We start from the raw sequence: 20,119 nt of genomic DNA on the forward strand, positions 1-20,119 counted from the left end.
AGGTAGCAGGAAGAATGGCCCCCAAACGCGGAGGTCCTCCGGGTCGGACGATCATCTCCGACAACCGGAAGGCCCGTTTTAATTTCGAGATCGAGGAAACCTTCGAAGCCGGCATCGAGCTGAAGGGAACGGAAGTGAAGGCCTTGCGCAACGGCAAGGCGAATATCGCCGAATCCTATGCCGCCGAGCACAAGGGCGAGATCTGGATCTACAACGTCTATATTCCCGAATACACCCAGGGCAATCGCTTCAATCACGAGCCGCGCAGGCCGCGCAAGCTGCTCATGCACAAGCGTGAGATCCACAAGCTTGCCGGCGCGGTGCAGAAGGAAGGCAAGACCATCGTTCCGCTCAAGCTCTATTTCAACGAGCAGGGCAGGGCGAAGCTGGAGATTGCGCTCGCGAAGGGCAAGAAGCTGCATGACAAGCGCGAAACCGAGAAGAAACGCGACTGGCAGCGCGAGAAGTCACGGCTTTTGAAGGCCCATGGATAAGCCTTGAACAACCTGTGCGCAGGTTGTGGATATGATGTGGCTAATCCGGAGATTTCATTGCCCCGCAATCTCCAATTTCATTGAACGATACTTGAACTTTCTGATCGAATCTCCTCCTCTGCATTGACAGAATTCAGGGTGTTGTTTTTTTGAGGGGGGATTATGAACAGACAACTGTTGTGGACAGTGCTTGTTCTGGTTTCGGGTCTGCTCCTGGTGACATCGGCGGAGGCCGGTTGCCAGACGCAAGGCTCGCGTTTCATGCTTCACCACAAGAAGCCGATGAAAGCCTACAGTTGGATGTCTTCGAGTGGTTGCGAGTATTATTTTCGCGCAGGCGGACGGATGACCTTCACATCCGCGTCCATTGTCCGCAAGCCGAAACACGGTGTGTTCAAAAAGACCTCGAGGTTCCAGTTTCTGTACACGCCGCACAAGAACTTCAAGGGCAAGGAAAGCTACTCGGTCCGGATCTGCGGCAAGGATCTCCAGGGAAAAAACTGTACGGAACTCATTGTCGATGCCACCGTGAAATGATCCGGGAAACATTGACCGCCGCAGCAAAGCTGCCGCAGGGAGCCGTTACCGGATGAGTAACCGGCTGAGTGCGGCGCGCATTTCCTCCCTGATCGGCGTCGGGCGGCGGTTCTCCCGGTCTACGAGCACATGGACGAAACGGCCCTGTGCGGCGGCGCTTTGTTGCCCCTCCTTGAACAGCGCGATCGTGTAAATCACCGAAGACGAACCGATCTTTTCGATCCCGATTCCGGCGGTCACAAGTTCCGGGAAGACGAGTTCGGCGAAGTACTGGCAGCCGGTTTCCACCACGAGGAAGATTTCTTGGGATGTGGCCGGCTCAAGCAGCCTTTCGTCCACATACCAGCCGTTTACGGCCGTATCGAAGAAGCTCAGGTACTGCACGTTGTTGACGTGGCCGTAGATGTCCACATCCATCCACCTGGTCGGAATTTCCCGGAAAACCGTGAACGCGGACCGGGTGAGGGGGACCGGTCTGGCCGGCTTGTCAGCTTCGCTCAAAGGGCTGCCTCGTAGATCGCAAGTGCATCCGCCTCGGTGACGGGGCGCGGGTTGTTGACGAGAAGGCGGGTCTGTTTCATGGCGTCACTGGCCATTTTGGGCAAGTCGGCGGAAGTAATGCCGACTTCGCGCAAGGTGGATTGAAGACCGAGCCGGTTCGAAAGATGTCCAAGCTCGTCGGCAAAGGCTTGGGCGCGGGCTCCCGGCTCGTCGACGACAGACAGTTCCGGGAAGACGTGGGGCGCAAGCGTTGCGTAGTCGGCGGCGGCGTACGGTGCGTTGAAGCGCAGGACATGAGGCAGGACGAGCGCATTCGACAGTCCGTGGGGAACATGAAAGGTGCCGCCGATCGGATAGGCGAGCGCGTGCACGGCGGCGACCGGGGAGTTGGCGAAGGCCATGCCGGCCAGCATGGAGCCCAGAAGCATGGCTCCCCGGGCGTCCTCGTTCTTGGGTTCGAAAACAGCCGTTTCGATGTTGGTGCCCAGCAGCTTCAGGGCCTCGACCGCCAGGGTCCTGGAGACCGGGTTGTTGTTCGCGCTCTTCGATGCATAGCCTTCGATGGCATGGACCATGGCGTCGATGCCGGTCGCAGCCGTCACGTGGGCCGGCAGTCCGAGCGTGAGCAGCGGATCGAGAATGGCGAGATCGGGCAGCAGGATCGGAGAAACGACACCGCGTTTTTCGTCGTCTTCCAGGGTGATGATGGAGATCGGCGTGACTTCCGAGCCGGTTCCGGCGGTGGTCGGGATCAGCATCAACGGCAGGCGGGGGCCCTTGGCATTGCCGATGCCCCAGGCATCGTCCAGATCCTCGCCGCTTGAAGCGAGCAGGGCGACAAGCTTGGCGATGTCGAGGGAAGAGCCGCCGCCGAAACCGATGACGCTGGTGGCTCCATGCTTCATCGCCATTTTCGTGGCCTCTTCCACCAGCCTGCGGGGCGGGTCGGCCAGCACGTCCTCATAAAGAGCCGTTTGGTAGCCTGCGGCCTTCAGGTCCTCCAGGCATCCGTCGATCAGTCCGCAGCCGACGATGCCCTTGTCGGTGACGATGAAGGGCCGGTCGCCCAGGAGACTGTCCGCATGGCGGGAAAGGGCGCCGGCCGAGCCGTTTTCGAAGACCACCCTGTGACTGGTATTGAAACTAAACGCCCCGATCATCCTGTCCTCCCGCACATTTCTCAGCCCGATACGGCATAACTTCGCGTTAGAATGCAAGGGTGGGAGTGGTCCGTCGAGACCAATTTTGGTGAAAACGGTACGCCGTTCCGAAAACGGCGTGATGAGGGTACGGACCCTAGAGTTCGCGCGGGCCGAACTTGTTGGAGCGGGGGAAGCCGGTCGGGGGCAGGCGCCCGGCCTGGCCGCGTTCGCCGCGCCAGTCCGACAATTCTTCAAGCGTACGGGTGAAGCTGCGGCCGGAACTGTCGGTCCAGGTCAGGCCGTCCTCGCCCTTGAATACACGGATATCGGCGATATGACCGTCGCGGTACCGCTGCAGGCGCACGCCGCGGCCGCGGCCCATCTGCGGGATCTGCTCCAGCGGGAAGACCAGAAGCTTCCGGTTCTCGCCGATGACGGCCACGTGGTCGCCTTCTGCCGTGACGCAGATGGAAGCCTCAGCGGGCGCTGCAAGGTTCAGGACCTGCTTGCCTTTGCGCGTATTGGCGATGACGTCGTCTTCCGGCACACGGAAGCCGCGCGCCTCATTGTTGGAAATCAGCAGAATCCGGCCCGGTTTGTGGACGAACGCGCTGATGACGTCCTGGGCCTCATCCATTTCCACCATCAGCCGGATCGGTTCGCCATGACCGCGTCCGCCGGGCAGCTTGTCGGCGCCGAGCGTGAAGAACTTGCCGCCGGTGGAGAAGATCAGGATCTTGTCGGTGGTCTCCGCATGGAAGGACAGCTTCAGCTTGTCGCCCTGCTTGAAGGCGAGGTTGCCGAGTTCCGCCTGGTGGCCCTTCAGCGCGCGGATCCAGCCCTTTTCGGAAACGATGACCGTGATCGGTTCCTTCTCGATCATGGCCTGCTGGATGTCGTCCAGATCGTGGTCCGGGGCCTCGGCCAGACCGGTGCGCCGTTTGCCGATGTCGGTTTCCGGACCGTAGACCTTGGAGACTTCCCCGATTTCCTTGCCGATCCGTGTCCACTGGCGGGCGTCGGAGCCGAGCAGCAGGGTCAGCTCTTCCTTTTCCGCGCTGAGCTTCTCGTGCTCCTTGCGGATCTCCAGCTCTTCCAGCTTGCGCAAGGACCGCAGGCGCATGTTGAGGATGGCTTCGGCCTGGACATCGGTCAGTTCGAACGTCCGGATCAGTTCACCCTTGGCATCGTCCTCCTCGCGGATGATGCGGATCACCTCGTCGAGGTTCAGATAGGCGATCAGGTAGCCTTCCAGGACTTCCAGGCGGTGATTGATCTGGGCGAGGCGGTGTTCGGACCGGCGGACGAGGACTTCCTTGCGGTGGTCCAGCCATTCTCGCAGCACCTGCTTCAGGCCCATCACCATGGGCACCTTGCCCTGGGAGAGCACGTTCATGTTCAAGGCGAAGCGGTTTTCCAGGTCCGTCAGCTTGAACAGGGATTCCATCAGAAGCGTGGCGTCGACGTTGCGCGAGCGCGGCACCAGGACGATGCGGATGTCTTCCGCCGATTCATCGCGGATATCTTCCAGAAGCGGCAGTTTGCGGGCGGTCAGGAGTTCGGCGATCTTCTCGATCAGCCGGGATTTCGGCACCTGATAGGGGATTTCCGTGACCACCACGTTCCACTGGCCGCGGCCGAGATCCTCCACCTCCCAGCGGGCGCGGACCCGGAAGCTGCCGCGGCCGGTGGTGTAGGCTTCGCGGATCGCGGCCTCGTCGGAAACCAGAAGGCCGCCGGTCGGGAAATCAGGACCCTTGATGAACTGCAGCAGCTCGTCCGGCTCGCATTTCGGGTTCTTGATCAGGTATTGCGAGGCTTCGCACAGCTCGTAGGCATTGTGCGGCGGGATCGAGGTCGCCATGCCGACGGCGATCCCCGAGGAGCCGTTGCCGAGAAGGTTCGGGAAACCGCCTGGCAGAACGATCGGTTCCCTGTCCTCGCCGTCATAGGTTTCGCGGAAGTCGACGGCGTCTTCGTCCAGCCCGTCGAGCAGGCGCTTGGCGGTGTCGGTGAGGCGGGCTTCGGTGTAACGCATGGCGGCGGCGTTGTCGCCGTCCACATTGCCGAAGTTGCCCTGGCCGTCGATCAGCGGGTAGCGCTGCGCGAAATCCTGGGCGAGGCGTACCAGCGCGTCATAGACGGCCTGGTCGCCATGAGGGTGGTATTTACCGATGACGTCGCCCACCACGCGGGCGCATTTCTTGAACCCGGCGCCGGGGTCGAGCTTCAGGAGCCGCATGGCGTAAAGCAGGCGGCGGTGCACCGGCTTCAGCCCGTCGCGCACATCCGGCAGGGCGCGGTGCATGATGGTCGACAACGCATAGGCAAGATAGCGCTCTTCCAGCGCTGCGCGCAGTTCGATGCCTTCAATGCCGCTTGGTCCGCTCGGCGGAATCAACTCGTTTCCCATATGAAAACGAGTAACGGGATCGAAAGTTCGACGCAAATGATTTGCGCGGAATTCTGCGGTTTCTGGCGCGGTTTTCCCCGGTTTGGGCATTGGGTGCAACAAGTCCCGATACAATTGTCGGGACGGTTGTGTGCGATTTGGCGGCTGTTGCGGAGAATCGGGAAATTTCCAGCCCTACGGCTCCCTTGAGCCTTGGCGCGGGTGCAGGGCTGCGATGTCACGACAGACGACCCGACGTTACGTGAGACTAACGGGTTCTTTAAGATTTATCGGTAGGATTATCTGCATATGGCGGACAAAATCGCGGCTGCATGGGATGTTTTACAGCTGAGCGGAAAACTTTATTTGAGGCCACCCCGGTGAATTTTCGAAAGCTGAAATATCTATTTTTGGTCCCCAGCGGAGATCCGGAACTCACGCTGGCGCAATTTGATGCCAATACCAGACAGATCCCGATGATGTATTCTCTGCTGCTGGTCAATACATGGGCGCTGGTGGCAACGTTCTGGAATATCGCTCCGCCAAGCCTCACGTTCTACATCCCGCTCGTATTATCCGTCATGATTGTCCTTCGGCTGGTAACGTGGTGGCGGTCCATCTCCGAGCGGCCGGACATTGCGGTAGCTTTGCATTCACTGAAACGGACCAATTTGCTCGCGCCGATCATCGCCGCGTGTTTCTCCGCCTGGTGCCTGGCGCTTTATCCCTATGGAGATGCCTATGCGCAGGGACATATAGCTTTCTACATGGGCATCACGGTCGTGGGGTGCATCTTCAGCCTGATGCACATGTTGTCGGCGGCTTTCTACGTTACGGCAGTCGTCAATATCGCGTTCATCGTCTTCTTCGGTTTCTCCGGCAATCAGGTGTTCATGGCCATTGCCATGAACCTGATCCTGGTGTCGGTCGTCTTGCTGGTGATCGTTTCGATCAACTACGACAGGTTTGTTTCCCTGATCGCATCGCGCCGACAGCTCATGCAGCAGCAGAACGAACTTATGCAGAAGCAGAAAGAAACGCTGGAGCTGTCGAACGAAAACTATCGTCTTGCCAATCTCGACAGCCTGACCAATCTGCCGAACCGGCGCTGTTTCTTTTCCGAATTCACTGAAAATCATGCATCCGCGGTTGCCGGAAAGGCACCGCTTGTGATCGGCCTGATCGACCTGGACGGGTTCAAGGCGGTCAATGACATGTACGGTCATGCGGTCGGCGACAAGCTGCTGGTCTCTGTCGCGGAACGCCTTAGGGCTACCTGCCAGGGCGATCTTCTCCTGTCGCGTCTGGGCGGCGATGAATTCGCCATTCTGATCAGCCTGGAGCTTACCGACGAGAACATGATGCAGATCGGGCACAATTTGTGCACGGTCCTGGAGGCGCCGTTCAATCTGGCGGAAGCGACCCTTTCGATTTCAGCCAGCATCGGCTTCGCCCGGTGGCAGGACGGTATCGACTGCGACGACCTCTACGAGAATGCGGATTTTGCGCTTTATTCCGCGAAACGCAGCCGAGATGCCGGCAGCACCCATGTGGTTCTGTTCGGCAAGGCTCACGAAGCCCGGGTCCAGCGGACCAAGCTTCTTGAAAAGGCTCTTAGAAGCGTAACGGTCGCCGACGAAATGTCGGTCGCTTTCCAGCCGGTCGTGGATGTGAACAGCGGTGCAGTGCTCGCGTTCGAGGCACTTGCGCGCTGGACCAGTCCGACCCTGGGGGCGGTGCCGCCGAGCGATTTCATTCCGGCTGCGGAGCGGGGCGGCCTGATCGACCGGCTCACGCTGATGCTGTTCCGGCAAGCGCTCTCCTGCGCGGCTTCCTGGCCGGGCGACATACGGCTGTCGTTCAATCTGTCAGCAGCCAACATTGCCAAGACCGACTATGTTCGTGGTCTTGTCGACGAAATTCATACCTACGGCATTGCACCGGAACGGATCGATTTCGAGATTACCGAGACCGCAATCATCCGCGACGTCTACCAGGCCCAGGAAGCGATCGCCGAACTCAAACGGAGCGGGGTCCGGATTTCGCTGGACGACTTCGGAACCGGCTATTCGAGCCTGAGCCACCTGCACCGGTTCCCGCTCGACAAGATCAAGATCGACCGGTCGTTCTTGACCAATATCGTCGAGAAATCCGCAGGCTACGGAATCGTCAAATCGCTGCTCAACCTGTCCAGGGACATGAATATCGGCTGTGTCATCGAAGGCGTGGAAACGGAAGAGGAACTGGCCATTGTCCGTAGCCTCGGCGGCGAGATGGTCCAGGGCTATTATTTTTCCAGGCCGATTTCGGGCGATGCGGTTCCCGCATATCTGGCAAGCAGCGATGGCGGCATTTCACAAGAGCCGGCGGTGAGCCGGGCCTGAATGCCAACAGGGCCCGGATCCGACTCCGGCCTATCCGGTCGTGTCGAAATTCCACGGAAATTCAGCCCGGTATTTCTTCTCCAGCGCTGCAATCAGGCCGGCCCGCAGATCCCCTGTTTTTAGCCCTCTCGGCTCGTAGATGTTGCGGCTCAGGAAAAAATCGGTCAGCCGGAATCCGTCGAGGAGATCCCGATAGGTGATCTCGCTGCCCGGCTGTCGCTGGCCTTCGGCCAGGAACGGGGGCAGGGGAAGCAGTTTGTCGCGATAGGGTTCTCCGGCCTCCCGGCTGACGGCGCGGGCCGATTTCGGCGAGACCCAGGCCAGGTCTTCCCGCGTTCCTGTTGCCGCACAGGTGGTGAGATCGAGACCGAAACCGAGGTCGTTCAAAAGTTCCAGCTCGAAGCGGATAATCAGCGGGCCGGCAACATCGAACCGGTCGAGGTGGTCGAGCACCACCTTGAAGGCCTCGTAGAGCCTTGCATGGGGATCGCGCTCCGGCAGGAGGCGGATGAGGCCGGCCAGATGCTGGACGCCGTGCAGGCCGATGGATGAGGCCATCAGTTCGGCAGCGCGCGAGCGGATCGGGTCGACGGTAAAAACGCCTAAATGATCCGCCAGCCGCGCGCGCCAGGTCACCTGCACCTCGTTGCCCGGCTGGAGCATCGGCTGCCGTCGGCGGGACCGCCCGCCGCGCACCAGTCCCAGATGCCGGCCGCGCTCCGCCGTCATCACCTCAAGAATGACGTCGGCCTCGCCGTGCTTGCGGGCTCCCAGAATGATTGCTTCGCCGGTCCATTCCATCGGGCAAGTTTATACGATTCCGGAAGGGGGAAGAGGGGAAGTTCTTTGCCATGAGAGGGGCAGGGCGATTGCACTTGGAAAGGCGCAAGCTCCCTCTCCCATGGGAGAGGTGACTGGAGTTCGCCGCTTGAGGGCTTCTAGCGCGGGAACTCCAGGCCCATTTCCCGGTAGCGTTCCGGGTCGTCGGCCCAGTTCTCGCGTACCTTCACGAACAGGAACAGGTGTACGGGGGCGTCGATGATTTCGGCGAGTTCCTCGCGGGAAGCCTTGGAGATCGCCTTGATGGTCTGGCCCTTCTTGCCGAGCACGATGCTCTTCTGGCTGTCGCGCTCCACATAGATGGTCTGCTCGATGCGCACGGAGCCGTCCTTGCGCTCCTGCCACTGTTCCGTTTCCACCGTGGAGATATAGGGCAGCTCTTGGTGCAGGCGTTCGAACAGCTTTTCCCGGGTGATTTCGGCCGCAAGGATGCGCAAGGGCAGGTCGGACGGCTGGTCTTCCGGATAGAGCCACGGGCCTTCGGGAACCTGTGCTGCGAAATAGTCCAGGATCGCATCGACCCCGTCGCCGTTCAGGGCGGAGACCATGAAGGTCTCGTCGAACGGGATGATCTCGTTGGCGGCCTTCGCCAGTTCCAGCAGCCTGTCGCGCTTGGCAACGTCGATCTTGTTCAGGATCAGCACTTTCGGCGTCTTGATGTCGGCAAGCCGCTGCATGATGGCTTCGGCTTCCTCGTCCAGCCCCTTGCGGGCATCGATCAGGAGGGCGATCACATCGGCGTCCCGGGCGCCGCCCCAGGCGGTATCGACCATCGCCCGATCGAGACGCCGCTTGGGCTGGAAAATGCCCGGCGTGTCGACGAAGACGAGCTGTGCCTTGTCGTGCATGGCGATGCCGCGCACGATCGCCCGTGTCGTCTGCACCTTGTGGGTCACGATGGAGACCTTGGTGCCGACGAGCTGGTTGATAAGGGTGGACTTGCCGGCATTCGGCGCGCCGATCAGGGCGATGAAGCCCGCGCGCGTGTCGGCCGGCATAGGGGCTGCCGCTTCGGGAAGAGGCATGTCGAACCGCGGGCTTGCCTGCGGCATGTCATCGTCGTCGGAGTTCAAGTCCTGTCCTGTTCTTTCCAAACGCCTTCCCGGCGGAGCACGGCTTCGGCGGCGGCCTGTTCGGCGATCCGTTTGGACCCGCCCTGGCCTTCGCCGGAGGCAATTCCCTTCACATTGACGCCGACCACGAAACTGGGGGCGTGGTCCGGGCCCTCGCGGCTGATCACATCGTATTTCGGTGTCGGCAGCCCGCGCGACTGGGCCCACTCCTGCAGGGTGGTCTTGGCATCCCGCAAGGGGCCGGACCACGATAGCATACGCGGTTCCCAAAGGCGTCTGACGAATTTTTCGGCATCCGCAAAGCCGCCGTCCAGATAGATCGCCGCAATCACCGCCTCGCAAATATCGGCCAGCAGGGCCGTCTTCTTGCGGCCGCCGGTCTGGGCCTCGCTCTGGCCGATGCGCATGGCTTCGCCGAGGCCGAGTTCACTGGCGATTTCCGCGCAGGTTTCCCGCTTGACCATGTGATTGAAGCGGCGGGCAAGCTCGCCTTCGTCCGCATTCGGGAAATGATTGTGCAGCATGCCGGCGACGACGAGGCCGAGCACCCGGTCCCCCAGGAATTCCAGACGCTGGTAGCTGTTTGTCACGCTGTCGGTCGGAGCGAGCGCGCTGGCGTGGGTCAGGGCCACGTTCAGCAACTCCGGATCCTTGAATTCATGTTGAAGGCGTCGGGCCAGTTCGAACATGGCCTGTGAGCTTGCCGCCATTTTTTTTCCTTGCGCCGCGTCAGACCGGTTTGGCCGGCTTAAGGGTGCAGGTCCCTGAACAAGCGGTCCCAGCGCACTTCCCAGGGCCATTTCCAGACCATCCAGGCCGGCGTACCGTCCTTGATGGAGAAGAACAGGACTTCCGCCCGGCCGACCAGGTTTTCGAACGGCACGTAGCCGACCTGCGACAACACGCGGCTGTCGGTGGAATTGTCGCGGTTGTCGCCCATCATGAAGTAATGCCCTTCAGGCACTTCATAGACGTTGGTATTGTCCAAAGCGCCGTGATCGGTCAGGTCCAAAGTCTCGTAGGAGACGCCGTTGGGCAGGGTTTCGCGGTAACGCGGGACGCGCTTGATGCCAAAGCCGGTGTTTTCGATGTAATCGTCGATGCGTTCACGTTTGACCGCCTCGCCGTTGATATAGACGACGCCATCCTGAACCTGGATCTTGTCGCCGGGCAGGCCGATCACGCGCTTGATGTAGTCGGTGGAATTGTCCTTGGGCAGCTTGAAGACGACGATGTCGCCGCGTTTCGGTTCCGCGCTCCAGATCCGGCCGGAGAAGGGTCCGAGGCCGAAGGGGAAGGAGTAGCGGGAATAGCCGTAGCTGTATTTGGAAACGAACAGGTAGTCGCCGATCAGGAGCGTGTCCTTCATCGATCCGGACGGAATGTTGAACGGCTGGAACAGAAAAGTGCGTACGATCAGGGCAAGAAGGAGCGCCTGCACGATGATCTTGACGGTCTCGTAGAGCCCGCCGTCCTTGGCCTTCTTGTCTTCGGTCACGCTCATCTTGTCCTTTGACATGTGAATTCGGGGCTGATGGATCCGGCAGGAACGCCAGGAGCGGAATGATTGATCAGAATCTGATGCCGACTCTTAGCCGTTCAAGGCTTTCGTGGCAATGACGGACGGAAAAGGGACGGATAGTCCCGCCGTTCGTCTTTCACGGAAGAATCCGGCAGTAAAAAGGCAGAGGCCTATTTGTCGATTTCTTCCAGTTCCACGGGATGTGGAACCGGAAACGGTGTGCGTTTGCGGGCGAGCGACGCCTTCCGCCGATTCTGGTAGACTTCAACGCTCTTGTAGACGATGACGTAGCAGATCGCCCCTGTGACCAGACCAAGGGGGACCGCTCCCACGAACATCGGCTTGAACATCGGCAGCAGGACGTCGAGAGAGTTGTCGAGCAGCCGCTTCGCGAATTCCTTGTGAATGTCATGGGCAACCGGGGCTGCCTCGCTTTGCAGGATCCACTGGCCGATCTTGAAGGTGGAGGCCCAGATGAACGGGAATGTCAGCGGATTGCCGACGGATGTTCCAAGGGCTGAGGCGATCAGATTGCCGCGAATGATATAGGCGATAATAAAAGCGAGAAGGAAGTGGAAACCCACCAGCGGCGTGAACGATGCAAACGCGCCGGCTGCAAATCCGAGCGCGATCGCATGCGGCGTCGCGGTCAGGCGCAGGACCCGTTTTCCGAAGTAGCGGGTCGAACGCGACCAGCTGTGGCGCGGCCAGACGGCCACGCGAAGGCGTTCGATGTTGGTGGGCTTGTTTCGGCGGCGGAATAGCATAGTCGGTCTTACGAGAGGCCCCGGCTTCCCGGTTTGACGGCAGGGATAGCCGCCAATTCCGGCGGAAGCTTGTCCGCCTCGTAGGCCGGAACCTTGTAATCGGCCAGGGCGATCAGCGGCACGCCCGTGTCGGCAGCTCCGGCAGAGCGGTCGATCAGGCAGGCGACGGCCAGCACGTTTGCGCCGATCGACTTCAGGGCATCCACCGTTTCGCGGCTGGAGAGGCCGGTGGTCACGATGTCCTCGACGATCACGACCCGGGCCCCTTCGGGCAATTCGAACCGGCGCAGACGGAACTCCCCGTCTTCGCGCTCGACCCACATGGCGGGCACCTTCAGATGACGGGCGGTTTCATATCCGGGGATCAGGCCGCCCAGAGCCGGAGAGACTACGTAGTCGATGTCGCCGAGGCCCGCAGCGCGAATCTTTTCCGCCAGCGCCTTGCACAGGGCCTCCGTCCGCTCCGGATACATGAAGACCCGGGCCTTCTGGATGAACACCGGGCTGCGAAGGCCCGAGGACAGGATGAAATGGCCTTCAAGGATCGCGCCGGCGTCGCGGAACTGCTGAAGCACTTCCTCGCGAGTCATGGGGCGGCTCATGGGGCTGGTCATGCGGATGACTGTCCTTTCCTGGGTTTACCGGCGTCAGCCGTTGACGCGGGTCACACTGGAGACATTCGGTTTCGAACGCAACTGATTGATGATCCGATTCAGGTGTTTCAGGTCCCATACCTCCAGATCGATGATCATCTGGTGAAAATCGGTCGCCTGGCGGACCATTTTGACATTATCGATGTTACCGCTGTTTTCACCGATTACCTGGGCGATGGCGGCAAGCGAGCCGGGCTCGTTAACCGCGGAAATCGCCAGCCTTGCGGGAAACCGTTCCGGATTGTCGACGTCGATATCCCAGCGCACGTCGACCCACCGTTCGCTCTGGTCGTCGAATTCCTTCAGGGCCGGCGACTGGATCGGATAAATCGTCAGCCCGTCGGACGGGGTCAGGATGCCGACGATCCGGTCGCCGGGAACGGCGCCGCCATCCGGAGCGAAACTGACCGGGATGTCGCCGGACAGTCCCCGGATCGGCAGTGCGGATCCATCCTGGGTATCGTCGCCGGAAGCCGGATCGAGTTCACCTGCGGGAATGCGGAATTTCAATCCCGCGCCCTTTTCCAGATCGAACCATCCGTCCTCGGAGGTGGCCGGGATATGGACAACCCGATCGTCCTGGTAGTCGGGATGAGCCGATTTCAGAACAGACTGGGCGCTGACATCGCCACGGCCGACGGCCGCCAGAAGTTCAGCGACGTTCGGTTGATTGTGGTCGGTGAGTGCGATCTGAAGCAGGTCTTCCGAATAGACCTTGTCCGCCCGTGCAAAGGCCCGCTTGAGGATGTGCTCGCCGAGGGCGCCATATTGCTTGCGGATGGATTCGCGGGTCGCCCGGCGGATGGCCGCCCTGGCCTTTCCGGTCACGGCAATCGATTCCCAGGCCGGCGGCGGCGTCTGTGCCTTTGAACGGATGATCTCCACCTCGTCGCCGTTTCTGAGTTCGGTAACCAGGGGCATGATCTTGCCGTTGATCTTGCAGCCGACGCAGGTGTTGCCGATGCCGGTGTGGACAGCGTAGGCGAAATCGATCGGAGTCGCGCCGCGAGGCAGGGCGATCAGCCGTCCCTTGGGCGTGAAGCAGAACACCTGGTCGTGGAAAAGTTCCAGCTTGGTGTTTTCCAGGAATTCTTCCGGCGTGTCGCCTTCGTTGAGAAGGTCGATGGTCCGCCGCAGCCACTCGTAGGCGCGGCAGTCTTCCGTGTGGCGGGCGATGTTCAGGCCGCCCATCTCGCCGTCCTTGTAGAGGGCATGGGCGGCAATGCCGAACTCCGCGACCCGGTCCATTGCGGCGGTGCGGATCTGCAGTTCCACGCGCTGGCGGGACGGTCCGACGATCGTGGTGTGGATCGAGCGGTAGTCGTTCTGCTTCGGGGTGGAGATGTAATCCTTGAACCGTCCGGGAACCGTTGGCCAGGTCGTGTGGATGACGCCCAGAACGCGGTAGCAGGCCTCCACCGTTCCCACAGTGACCCGGAAGCCGTAGAGATCGGAGAGCTGTTCGAAGCCCAGCGATTTCTGCTGCATCTTGCGAAAGATCGAATAGGGGCGCTTCTCTCGGCCCTTGACCTCGGCCGCCATGCCGCGTTCCGCGAGGCGCTCGGTCAGGGTCTTTTCGATTTCCGCGATCAGTTCCGCATTGGTCTCGCGCAGCTCGGTCAGGCGCTCGCTGATGGTGTCATGCGCTTCCGGATTGAGGGTCCGGAAGGAAAGATCTTCCAGTTCCTCACGCATGTCCTGCATGCCCATGCGCCCGGCAAGCGGGGCGTAGATCTCCATCGTTTCCTCGGCGATCCGGCCGCGCTTGTGCTCGGGCATGTGATGGAGCGTGCGCATGTTGTGCAGCCGGTCGGCCAGCTTGACCAGGAGAACCCGGACATCGTCGGCGATTGCCAGCAGGAGCTTGCGGAAGTTCTCTGCCTGCTTGGCTTTCTGGGACACCAGGTCGAGGCGCTTGATCTTGGTCAGGCCGTCGACCAGCTTGCCGATTTCCTCGCCGAACATGGAATCGATTTCGGCGCGGGTGGCGTCCGTATCCTCGATCGTATCGTGGAGGAGGGCGACGGCGATGGTTGCGTCATCGAGACGCAGATTGGTCAGGATCGCGGCAACTTCGAGCGGATGGGAGAAATAGGGGTCGCCGGATGCGCGGGTCTGGGGCCCGTGCTTCTGCATGGCGTACACATAGGCCTTGTTGAGAAGGGCCTCGTCCGCGTCGGGATTATATCGGGTTACTCGTTCAACGAGCTCGTATTGGCGCATCATGGCCGAAACCGACCCATATGACAGCCGGAAGAAACGGGAGGTTTTCGAAAAACCGGCCGGGCTGGCGACGTTTTGAACCCGTCAGCCCGGCGTGTCTTGAAACAAATCCTAGACGTCGTCGCTGCGCTCCGGCGGTACCAGGCCTTCCAGGCCGCGCAGGAGATCCTCTTCCGACATGCGGTCGAATTCTACAGCCGAATCGTCGACCGCATTGACCTGGGTCGCAGCCTGCTGACCCGAGGGAACCATCGGCACGGCTTCCGCTTCCGGCTCGTCCACTTCCACATATTTCTGCAGGGAGTGGATCAGGTCTTCCTTCATGTCTTCGGGACTTACGGTCTGCTCGGCAATCTCGCGAAGGGCCACGACCGGGTTCTTGTCGTTGTCGCGCTCTACGGTGAGCGGCGAGCCGCTTGAGATCATGCGAGCGCGATGAGCGGCCAGCAGGACCAGCTCAAAACGATTTTCGACCTTGTCGATGCAGTCCTCGACGGTCACACGCGCCATACGACGTCTCCATGGGTTAGGGAACTTGAAAAGGAAGCGTATAATATTCAGGTTAAGGGAAAGCAACCCCGTTTCGATGCCTGCGGGGTTCAATTCCTTTTTGCTGGAAAATGAACAGCTCAGGCTGAAACTGGCGCGCTTTGTCATTGCGACCGGCGGCAGTTATGGTGTAGGGCAGTGGTATCGGTTATGTAAAAATACACAAATACCAACCAAATGGTAAAAACCGACAGAAATAAGAATCGTAAAAACGATCATGTGCACGAAATGACAATGAAAGTACGCACCATGATGTGGGTTGGACGGCTCGATTCCGTCGGCTTCGGGATTTCGATTCCGGGAGGCTGTAGAAACAGTAAGAAAGGTTCCCACGCGAATGTTTGATGCCAGAGAAAAAGTTGCTTTATTTATTGACGGCGCCAATCTCTATTCGACTGCCAAGGCCATAGGCTTCGATATTGATTACAAACGTCTGCTGAAAGAGTTCCAGGGCCAGGCTTATCTGCTTCGCGCCTACTATTACACCGCTCTCATCGAAGATCAGGAATACTCGTCCATCCGGCCGCTGATCGATTGGCTGGACTACAACGGTTATAAAGTCATCACCAAGCCGGTCAAAGAATTCGTCGATTCTTCCGGCCGGCGGAAGGTGAAAGGCAATATGGATATCGAGCTTGCCGTCGATGCCATGGGGCTCGTCGAACATGTCGACCATATCGTTCTTTTCTCCGGCGACGGCGATTTCCGGTCGCTGGTGGAAGCCCTGCAGAGAAAGGGACGGAAGGTCAGCGTCGTGTCGACCCTCAAGACCCAGCCGCCGATGATCGCCGACGATCTGCGCAGGCAGGCCGATCACTTCATCGACCTGGCGACCCTTGCCAGCAAGATCGGCCGGGATCCGTCCGAACGTCCCGTGCGGCCGCAGACCGGGCCGGACTTCGACGACGACGAAGACGACGACTACTAAGCCGGCTTTACAGCCTCTATCAGGAGGAGCGGGACCGCGATGGTCAGCGCCGACCCACCGCCGGACTGTCAGGCATGCCCGAGGCTCGTAGGCTTGCGCCATGAGCTTCGGGAGCAATTTCCCGACTGGTTCAACGCGCCCGTTCCGTCCTTCGGGTCCACGGACCCGAAACTGCTCGTCGTCGGCCTGGCGCCAGGCATGCGCGGCGCGAACCGGACGGGGCGGCCGTTCACCGGGGATTATGCCGGCGACCTTCTCTACGAAACGATGCTGGATTTCGGTTTTGCCACCGGAACCTATCAGGCCCGTCCGGACGACGGCCTGGAACTGCATGAGGCCATGATCACCAATGCGGTGCGTTGCCTTCCTCCGCAGAACAAACCGACCGGGCCGGAAATCAAGACCTGCCGGCCGTATCTGATCGCGACGCTCGAGGCCAATCCGGGCCTGAGAGCGGTTCTCGCGCTCGGGCGGATCGCCCATGAAACCTTTCTGAGCGCCCTGGACCTCCGCCGTGCCGATTTCACCTTCGGCCACGGCGCGCGCCATGATCTGGGAACGCGCGACCTTGTCCTCTTCGACAGCTATCACTGCTCGCGCTACAACACCAACACCGGCCGGTTGACCACGGACATGTTCCGGTCCGTTTTCACCGATATCCGCCAATTCCTGGACGGCGCATAGAGGCTGTGACCGGGAGCGTTTTCGCTTCGGGCTGCCCTGGCGGGGCTAACCGTTCTTGGTGATCTAAGCGTCCGGTTCGGCCCAGCCCTCGGGGCCGAGATGCTCCTGCGGCTTGAAGCGGGCCTTGTAGGCCATTTTCTCCGACCCTTCGACCCAGTACCCCAGATAGACATAAGGCAGCCGGAGACGGCGGGCGCGCTCGATGTGGTCGAGGATCATGTAGGTTCCCAGGCCGACACCGTGGACGTCCGGGTCGAAGAACGAATAGACCATGGACAGGCCGTCGGCGAGCTGGTCGGTCAGGGCAACGCCGAGAAGGGGGCCTTCGCCGGCGCCCGTGATGAAGCTGTCGGCGCCGCGCCGCCGGTATTCGATGACCATGGTTTCCACATGGGTGTCCTCGACCATCATGGCATAGTCGAGGACGCTCATTTCCGTCATGCCGCCGTTTTCGTGGCGCGCCCGCAGATAGGTCTGGAACAGATCATATTGCTCGGCAGACGGGCTGGGGGGAAGGCGCGCGCCGATAAGGTCGGCTCCCTGCTTCCACTGGCGTTTCAGCGATTTGGTCCACTGGAAATCATCGACCCTGACCCGGACGGAGATACAGGCGCGGCAGTTCTCGCAGGCCGGACGGTAGGCGATGTTCTGGCTGCGTCGGAAGCCGCCCTGGGTCAGGACGTCATTCAGTGCCGTCGCATGATGGCCGATCAGGTGAGTGAACACCTTCCGCTCCTGGCGGCCCTCCAGATAGGGGCAGGGCGCGGGCGCGGTCAGATAGAACTGCGGATGTTCGGTGGGATGCCTTGTCACTTTCCGGTTCCGTGGGGCTTCATGCGGCTTTCTTGCTCGTTAAAATCCATAATACCATGGAGCGACCAACGAGAAAGTCACCCATAATATAAGCGATAGCGGCGTTCCGGCACGTATAAAATCGGAGAATCTGTAATGCCCCGGACCCATGATGATCAGATTGGTCTGATACCCTATCGGTGTCGCAAACGAACTGTTGGCGGCGAGCAACAGGCATACAACAAAGGCTTCGGGTGACTGCCCAAGCTGGTTCGACATGTTGATCGCGATCGGCGTGAACAGCACGGCCGCGGCATTGTTGGACAGAAAATTGGTCAACACCATGACAATCAGATAGAGCGCCGACAGGATGACGGTCGGGGACTGGCCCTTGAGCAGGGAAACGAGCGTTGCCGCGATCGCGGTCGCGCCGCCCGTTGTCTCCAGAGCCACGGCGCCGGCAAGGGAGGCTCCGACCAGCATGAAGATCCGGCTGTCTATGGCGCGCATGGCCTGGCGCACGTTCAGGCAGCCGGAGGCGACCATGGCGAAGGTGCCGGCAATGGCTGCGGTCACGATCGGGATCAGGCCGCTGGCGGACAGGCCGACGACGGCCAGGAAGATGGCAAGTGCGCGGGGCGCATAGCGCCGGCGCGGCACTTCCGCCGTCGACCAGTCCAACAGGAGAACGTCGCGGTTGCCGCGCAGGCTTGCTATCTGGTCCGCGCTGCCGCCGACAAGCAGCACATCGCCGGCCTCCAGGCGGATGTTGTTCATGGCCATGCGCGGCATGCGGCTGCGCCGCTGGATGCCCATGACGACACAACCGGTTTCCGCATGAAAGCCCGACTGCAGCAGGGTGCGTCCCATCATGCGTGACGCGGGTGCGACCACCACTTCGGCCAGTGTCATGGAGCCCGGCGCCGTGGGCGCCTGCTCTCCTCCGTTTTCCCCGGTCTGACCGGAATTTTCCGGGTCCATCAGCGGCTGCCGGCGGGACAGGGCATTGGCGAGGGCCGTTCGGGTTGCCGCGACGATTACCGTATCGCCGGGGGACAGGGTGACGTTTTCGAAAGGCGGCAGGATCGGCTGTTCGCCTCTTTGCACCAGGCGGACGGTCATGTCCTTCAGGGCGGGAAACATGCCCGCGACCGACGCTACGCCCACCAGCGGGTGGCCGTAGGTGATATCGATCTGGGCGATGAACTGCTTGCCCGAAGCGCCGGTGAGTTCATCGGCCATGGTCTTGCGGGTCTTCAGCAGGCGCGGCATGAAAAACAGCACATAAACCGCACCCACGCTGGCCAGCAGGGCACCGATGGGCGTGAAGCTGAAGAAGCCCAGGCGAAGATCGGAGTGCTGGGCGGCGTAGTTGACCACAAGGAGGTTCGTTGACGACCCGATCAGCGTGGTCATGCCGCCCAGGATCGCCATGAAGGAGAGAGGCATCAGGACCCGCGACGAGGAATGGCCCATGGTCGCGGCAACCGCGGTCAGGATCGGCAGGAACATCACCACCACGGGCGTGTTGTTGAGGAAGGCGCTGAGCACCGCGACGGCGACGAGAACCGGAATGGTCGCCAGATGGGAGCGGCCGCGGACCCAGCGGACGATCGCCTGGGCCGGCCCCTCAAGCGCGTTGGTCTGGAACAGGCCCTGGCCGATGATCAGGAGGCAAATGACGGTAACGAGCGCGGGATTGGCGAAACCGGCGAGGAAGTCCCCGGTGGTCACCCGGCCGCTCTCGGTCGTGACCGGAAAGAGCGTGAATATTGTTGCGAGGGAAACGACGGACCCGAGCGCGATAATCTCGATGGAATAGCGCTCCAGGGCGTAAAGTATCACCGTTGCCGCGATCACCACGAAGGTTAGCGCCATGGCTACGTCAATTGATTCCATTCACCTGCCTGCCGCCGCCTGGCCGAAGCCGAATGTCGTCAGTCTAGAACACGGGCATGGGAAATAGGAAGTCCCCCGACTGCAGTAAGATCAGGCCGAATGAAAAGCCGCATGCGTTGCGAACCGGTTTGAGGGAAAAAGATTTCTTCCACTCAAGTTCCGGATAAGCCGCGTGTCTGCAGGGCAGCGGAGTTCATCACCACCGTGCCGAGGATCAGGTCGTGCAGCAGGCGCTTGCGGTCGGTGAACAACGAGACCAGCAGCACGAAGGGCGTCAGCAGGGCGACGGAAAACCAGAACAGGAGCAGGTGCATGACCGCCAGCAGCGGGTAGGGCCTGCCGCCGTACCAGAGGCGCATTTCAAGCCCCATGGCGCGCATGCCGGGCGTGGCCGAATTGGGGCCGCCGAGGGTGAAGGCGGTGTAGAGGATGGCGACGCCCTGGGCGAGGAAGGCGTAGAAGAACCACGCCAGGCCGAGGGTGAAGATGCCCAGGATAAAGACGAGAACCGCCGCCACGCAGGTCAGGATCGCAACAGCGATGGCGTCGATGCAGAAGGCAAAGATGCGCTTTGTCCTGACGCCCTCGAACAGGTCCGGCATGGCGAAGGGATCGAATGCGTCCCGCCGGGAGCCGGTGGAATCAATGTCTGCAGCCATGGAACGATCTCCTTATCCGCTCCAACCGATGTGGGGACGATTGCCCGGATTCGCAAACCTCCGGTCGCGGAAAGCGGTGG

General features: G+C 60.9%; 19 protein-coding genes. 5 read left to right on the forward strand and 14 right to left on the reverse strand.

What is annotated here, in order from left to right:
* The first annotated feature begins 14 nt into the window (after positions 1-14).
* Together smpB and HK439_RS01895 are read left to right on the forward strand one after the other, a co-directional pair.
* Entirely contained in the window at positions 15-494 is a 480-nt protein-coding gene (gene smpB, locus HK439_RS01890) for an SsrA-binding protein SmpB (protein ID WP_190289668.1), read from the forward strand.
* Positions 495-656: 162 nt separating this feature from the next.
* Positions 657-1,031, forward strand: a complete 375-nt coding sequence (locus HK439_RS01895) for a hypothetical protein (RefSeq protein WP_190289669.1) — start codon at positions 657-659, stop codon at positions 1,029-1,031.
* A 45-nt stretch (positions 1,032-1,076) separates the two neighbouring features.
* Here the strand turns inward: HK439_RS01895 and HK439_RS01900 are convergent, their stop codons facing one another.
* From HK439_RS01900 to parC, 3 genes are all read right to left on the reverse strand, one after another.
* Positions 1,077-1,532: an acyl-CoA thioesterase gene (locus tag HK439_RS01900; RefSeq protein ID WP_268956860.1), complete on the reverse strand. Its 456-nt coding sequence runs from the start codon at positions 1,530-1,532 to the stop codon at positions 1,077-1,079.
* Positions 1,529-2,692, reverse strand: a complete 1,164-nt coding sequence (locus tag HK439_RS01905; RefSeq protein ID WP_190289670.1) for an iron-containing alcohol dehydrogenase — start codon at positions 2,690-2,692, stop codon at positions 1,529-1,531. Before HK439_RS01905 ends, HK439_RS01900 begins: the two co-directional genes overlap by 4 nt.
* Before the next feature lie 136 nt (positions 2,693-2,828).
* On the reverse strand, positions 2,829-5,087 hold the full coding sequence (gene parC / locus HK439_RS01910; protein ID WP_190289671.1) for a DNA topoisomerase IV subunit A: 2,259 nt from the start codon (positions 5,085-5,087) through the stop codon (positions 2,829-2,831).
* 455 nt (positions 5,088-5,542) lie between these two features.
* On the opposite strand from parC, the gene HK439_RS01915 reads away from it, so the two are divergent.
* Positions 5,543-7,450, forward strand: a complete 1,908-nt coding sequence (locus tag HK439_RS01915) for a putative bifunctional diguanylate cyclase/phosphodiesterase (protein WP_235987523.1) — start codon at positions 5,543-5,545, stop codon at positions 7,448-7,450.
* Positions 7,451-7,480: 30 nt separating this feature from the next.
* Here HK439_RS01915 and recO read toward each other — a convergent pair whose 3' ends face one another.
* From recO to rpoZ, 8 genes are all read right to left on the reverse strand, one after another.
* On the reverse strand, positions 7,481-8,251 hold the full coding sequence (gene recO, locus HK439_RS01920) for a DNA repair protein RecO (RefSeq protein ID WP_190289672.1): 771 nt from the start codon (positions 8,249-8,251) through the stop codon (positions 7,481-7,483).
* A 137-nt stretch (positions 8,252-8,388) separates the two neighbouring features.
* Entirely contained in the window at positions 8,389-9,315 is a 927-nt protein-coding gene (era, locus tag HK439_RS01925; RefSeq protein WP_209011513.1) for a GTPase Era, read from the reverse strand.
* A 44-nt stretch (positions 9,316-9,359) separates the two neighbouring features.
* Positions 9,360-10,073, reverse strand: coding sequence for a ribonuclease III (gene rnc, locus HK439_RS01930; RefSeq protein ID WP_190289673.1), 714 nt, complete (start codon positions 10,071-10,073; stop codon positions 9,360-9,362).
* 38 nt (positions 10,074-10,111) lie between these two features.
* The gene (gene lepB / locus HK439_RS01935) at positions 10,112-10,867 is read right to left on the reverse strand and encodes a signal peptidase I (RefSeq protein ID WP_190289780.1); all 756 of its coding nucleotides are present in this window, start codon (positions 10,865-10,867) and stop codon (positions 10,112-10,114) included.
* Positions 10,868-11,055: 188 nt separating this feature from the next.
* Positions 11,056-11,652: a DUF2062 domain-containing protein gene (locus tag HK439_RS01940; protein WP_190289674.1), complete on the reverse strand. Its 597-nt coding sequence runs from the start codon at positions 11,650-11,652 to the stop codon at positions 11,056-11,058.
* Between the two features lie 8 nt (positions 11,653-11,660).
* On the reverse strand, positions 11,661-12,242 hold the full coding sequence (gene pyrE / locus HK439_RS01945) for an orotate phosphoribosyltransferase (protein ID WP_190289781.1): 582 nt from the start codon (positions 12,240-12,242) through the stop codon (positions 11,661-11,663).
* A gap of 57 nt (positions 12,243-12,299) precedes the next feature.
* Positions 12,300-14,531: a RelA/SpoT family protein gene (locus HK439_RS01950; protein ID WP_190289675.1), complete on the reverse strand. Its 2,232-nt coding sequence runs from the start codon at positions 14,529-14,531 to the stop codon at positions 12,300-12,302.
* 108 nt (positions 14,532-14,639) lie between these two features.
* Positions 14,640-15,038 (reverse strand): DNA-directed RNA polymerase subunit omega, encoded by a 399-nt coding sequence (gene rpoZ, locus HK439_RS01955; protein ID WP_190289676.1) that lies wholly within the window; start codon positions 15,036-15,038, stop codon positions 14,640-14,642.
* Between the two features lie 376 nt (positions 15,039-15,414).
* On the opposite strand from rpoZ, the gene HK439_RS01960 reads away from it, so the two are divergent.
* Both HK439_RS01960 and HK439_RS01965 read left to right on the forward strand, forming a co-directional pair.
* Positions 15,415-16,005 (forward strand): NYN domain-containing protein, encoded by a 591-nt coding sequence (locus tag HK439_RS01960; protein ID WP_190289782.1) that lies wholly within the window; start codon positions 15,415-15,417, stop codon positions 16,003-16,005.
* 39 nt (positions 16,006-16,044) lie between these two features.
* The gene (locus HK439_RS01965) at positions 16,045-16,689 is read left to right on the forward strand and encodes a uracil-DNA glycosylase (protein ID WP_190289677.1); all 645 of its coding nucleotides are present in this window, start codon (positions 16,045-16,047) and stop codon (positions 16,687-16,689) included.
* Positions 16,690-16,752: 63 nt separating this feature from the next.
* Here the strand turns inward: HK439_RS01965 and HK439_RS01970 are convergent, their stop codons facing one another.
* From HK439_RS01970 to HK439_RS01980, 3 genes are all read right to left on the reverse strand, one after another.
* On the reverse strand, positions 16,753-17,502 hold the full coding sequence (locus HK439_RS01970) for an arginyltransferase (protein WP_190289678.1): 750 nt from the start codon (positions 17,500-17,502) through the stop codon (positions 16,753-16,755).
* A gap of 39 nt (positions 17,503-17,541) precedes the next feature.
* Positions 17,542-19,380: an SLC13 family permease gene (locus HK439_RS01975; protein ID WP_190289679.1), complete on the reverse strand. Its 1,839-nt coding sequence runs from the start codon at positions 19,378-19,380 to the stop codon at positions 17,542-17,544.
* A 152-nt stretch (positions 19,381-19,532) separates the two neighbouring features.
* The gene (locus HK439_RS01980) at positions 19,533-20,039 is read right to left on the reverse strand and encodes an RDD family protein (RefSeq protein WP_190289680.1); all 507 of its coding nucleotides are present in this window, start codon (positions 20,037-20,039) and stop codon (positions 19,533-19,535) included.
* Positions 20,040-20,119: the final 80 nt, after the last annotated feature.

This window comes from Roseibium aggregatum, from assembly GCF_014692675.1.
In the GTDB taxonomy this organism is placed as follows: domain Bacteria; phylum Pseudomonadota; class Alphaproteobacteria; order Rhizobiales; family Stappiaceae; genus Roseibium; species Roseibium aggregatum_C.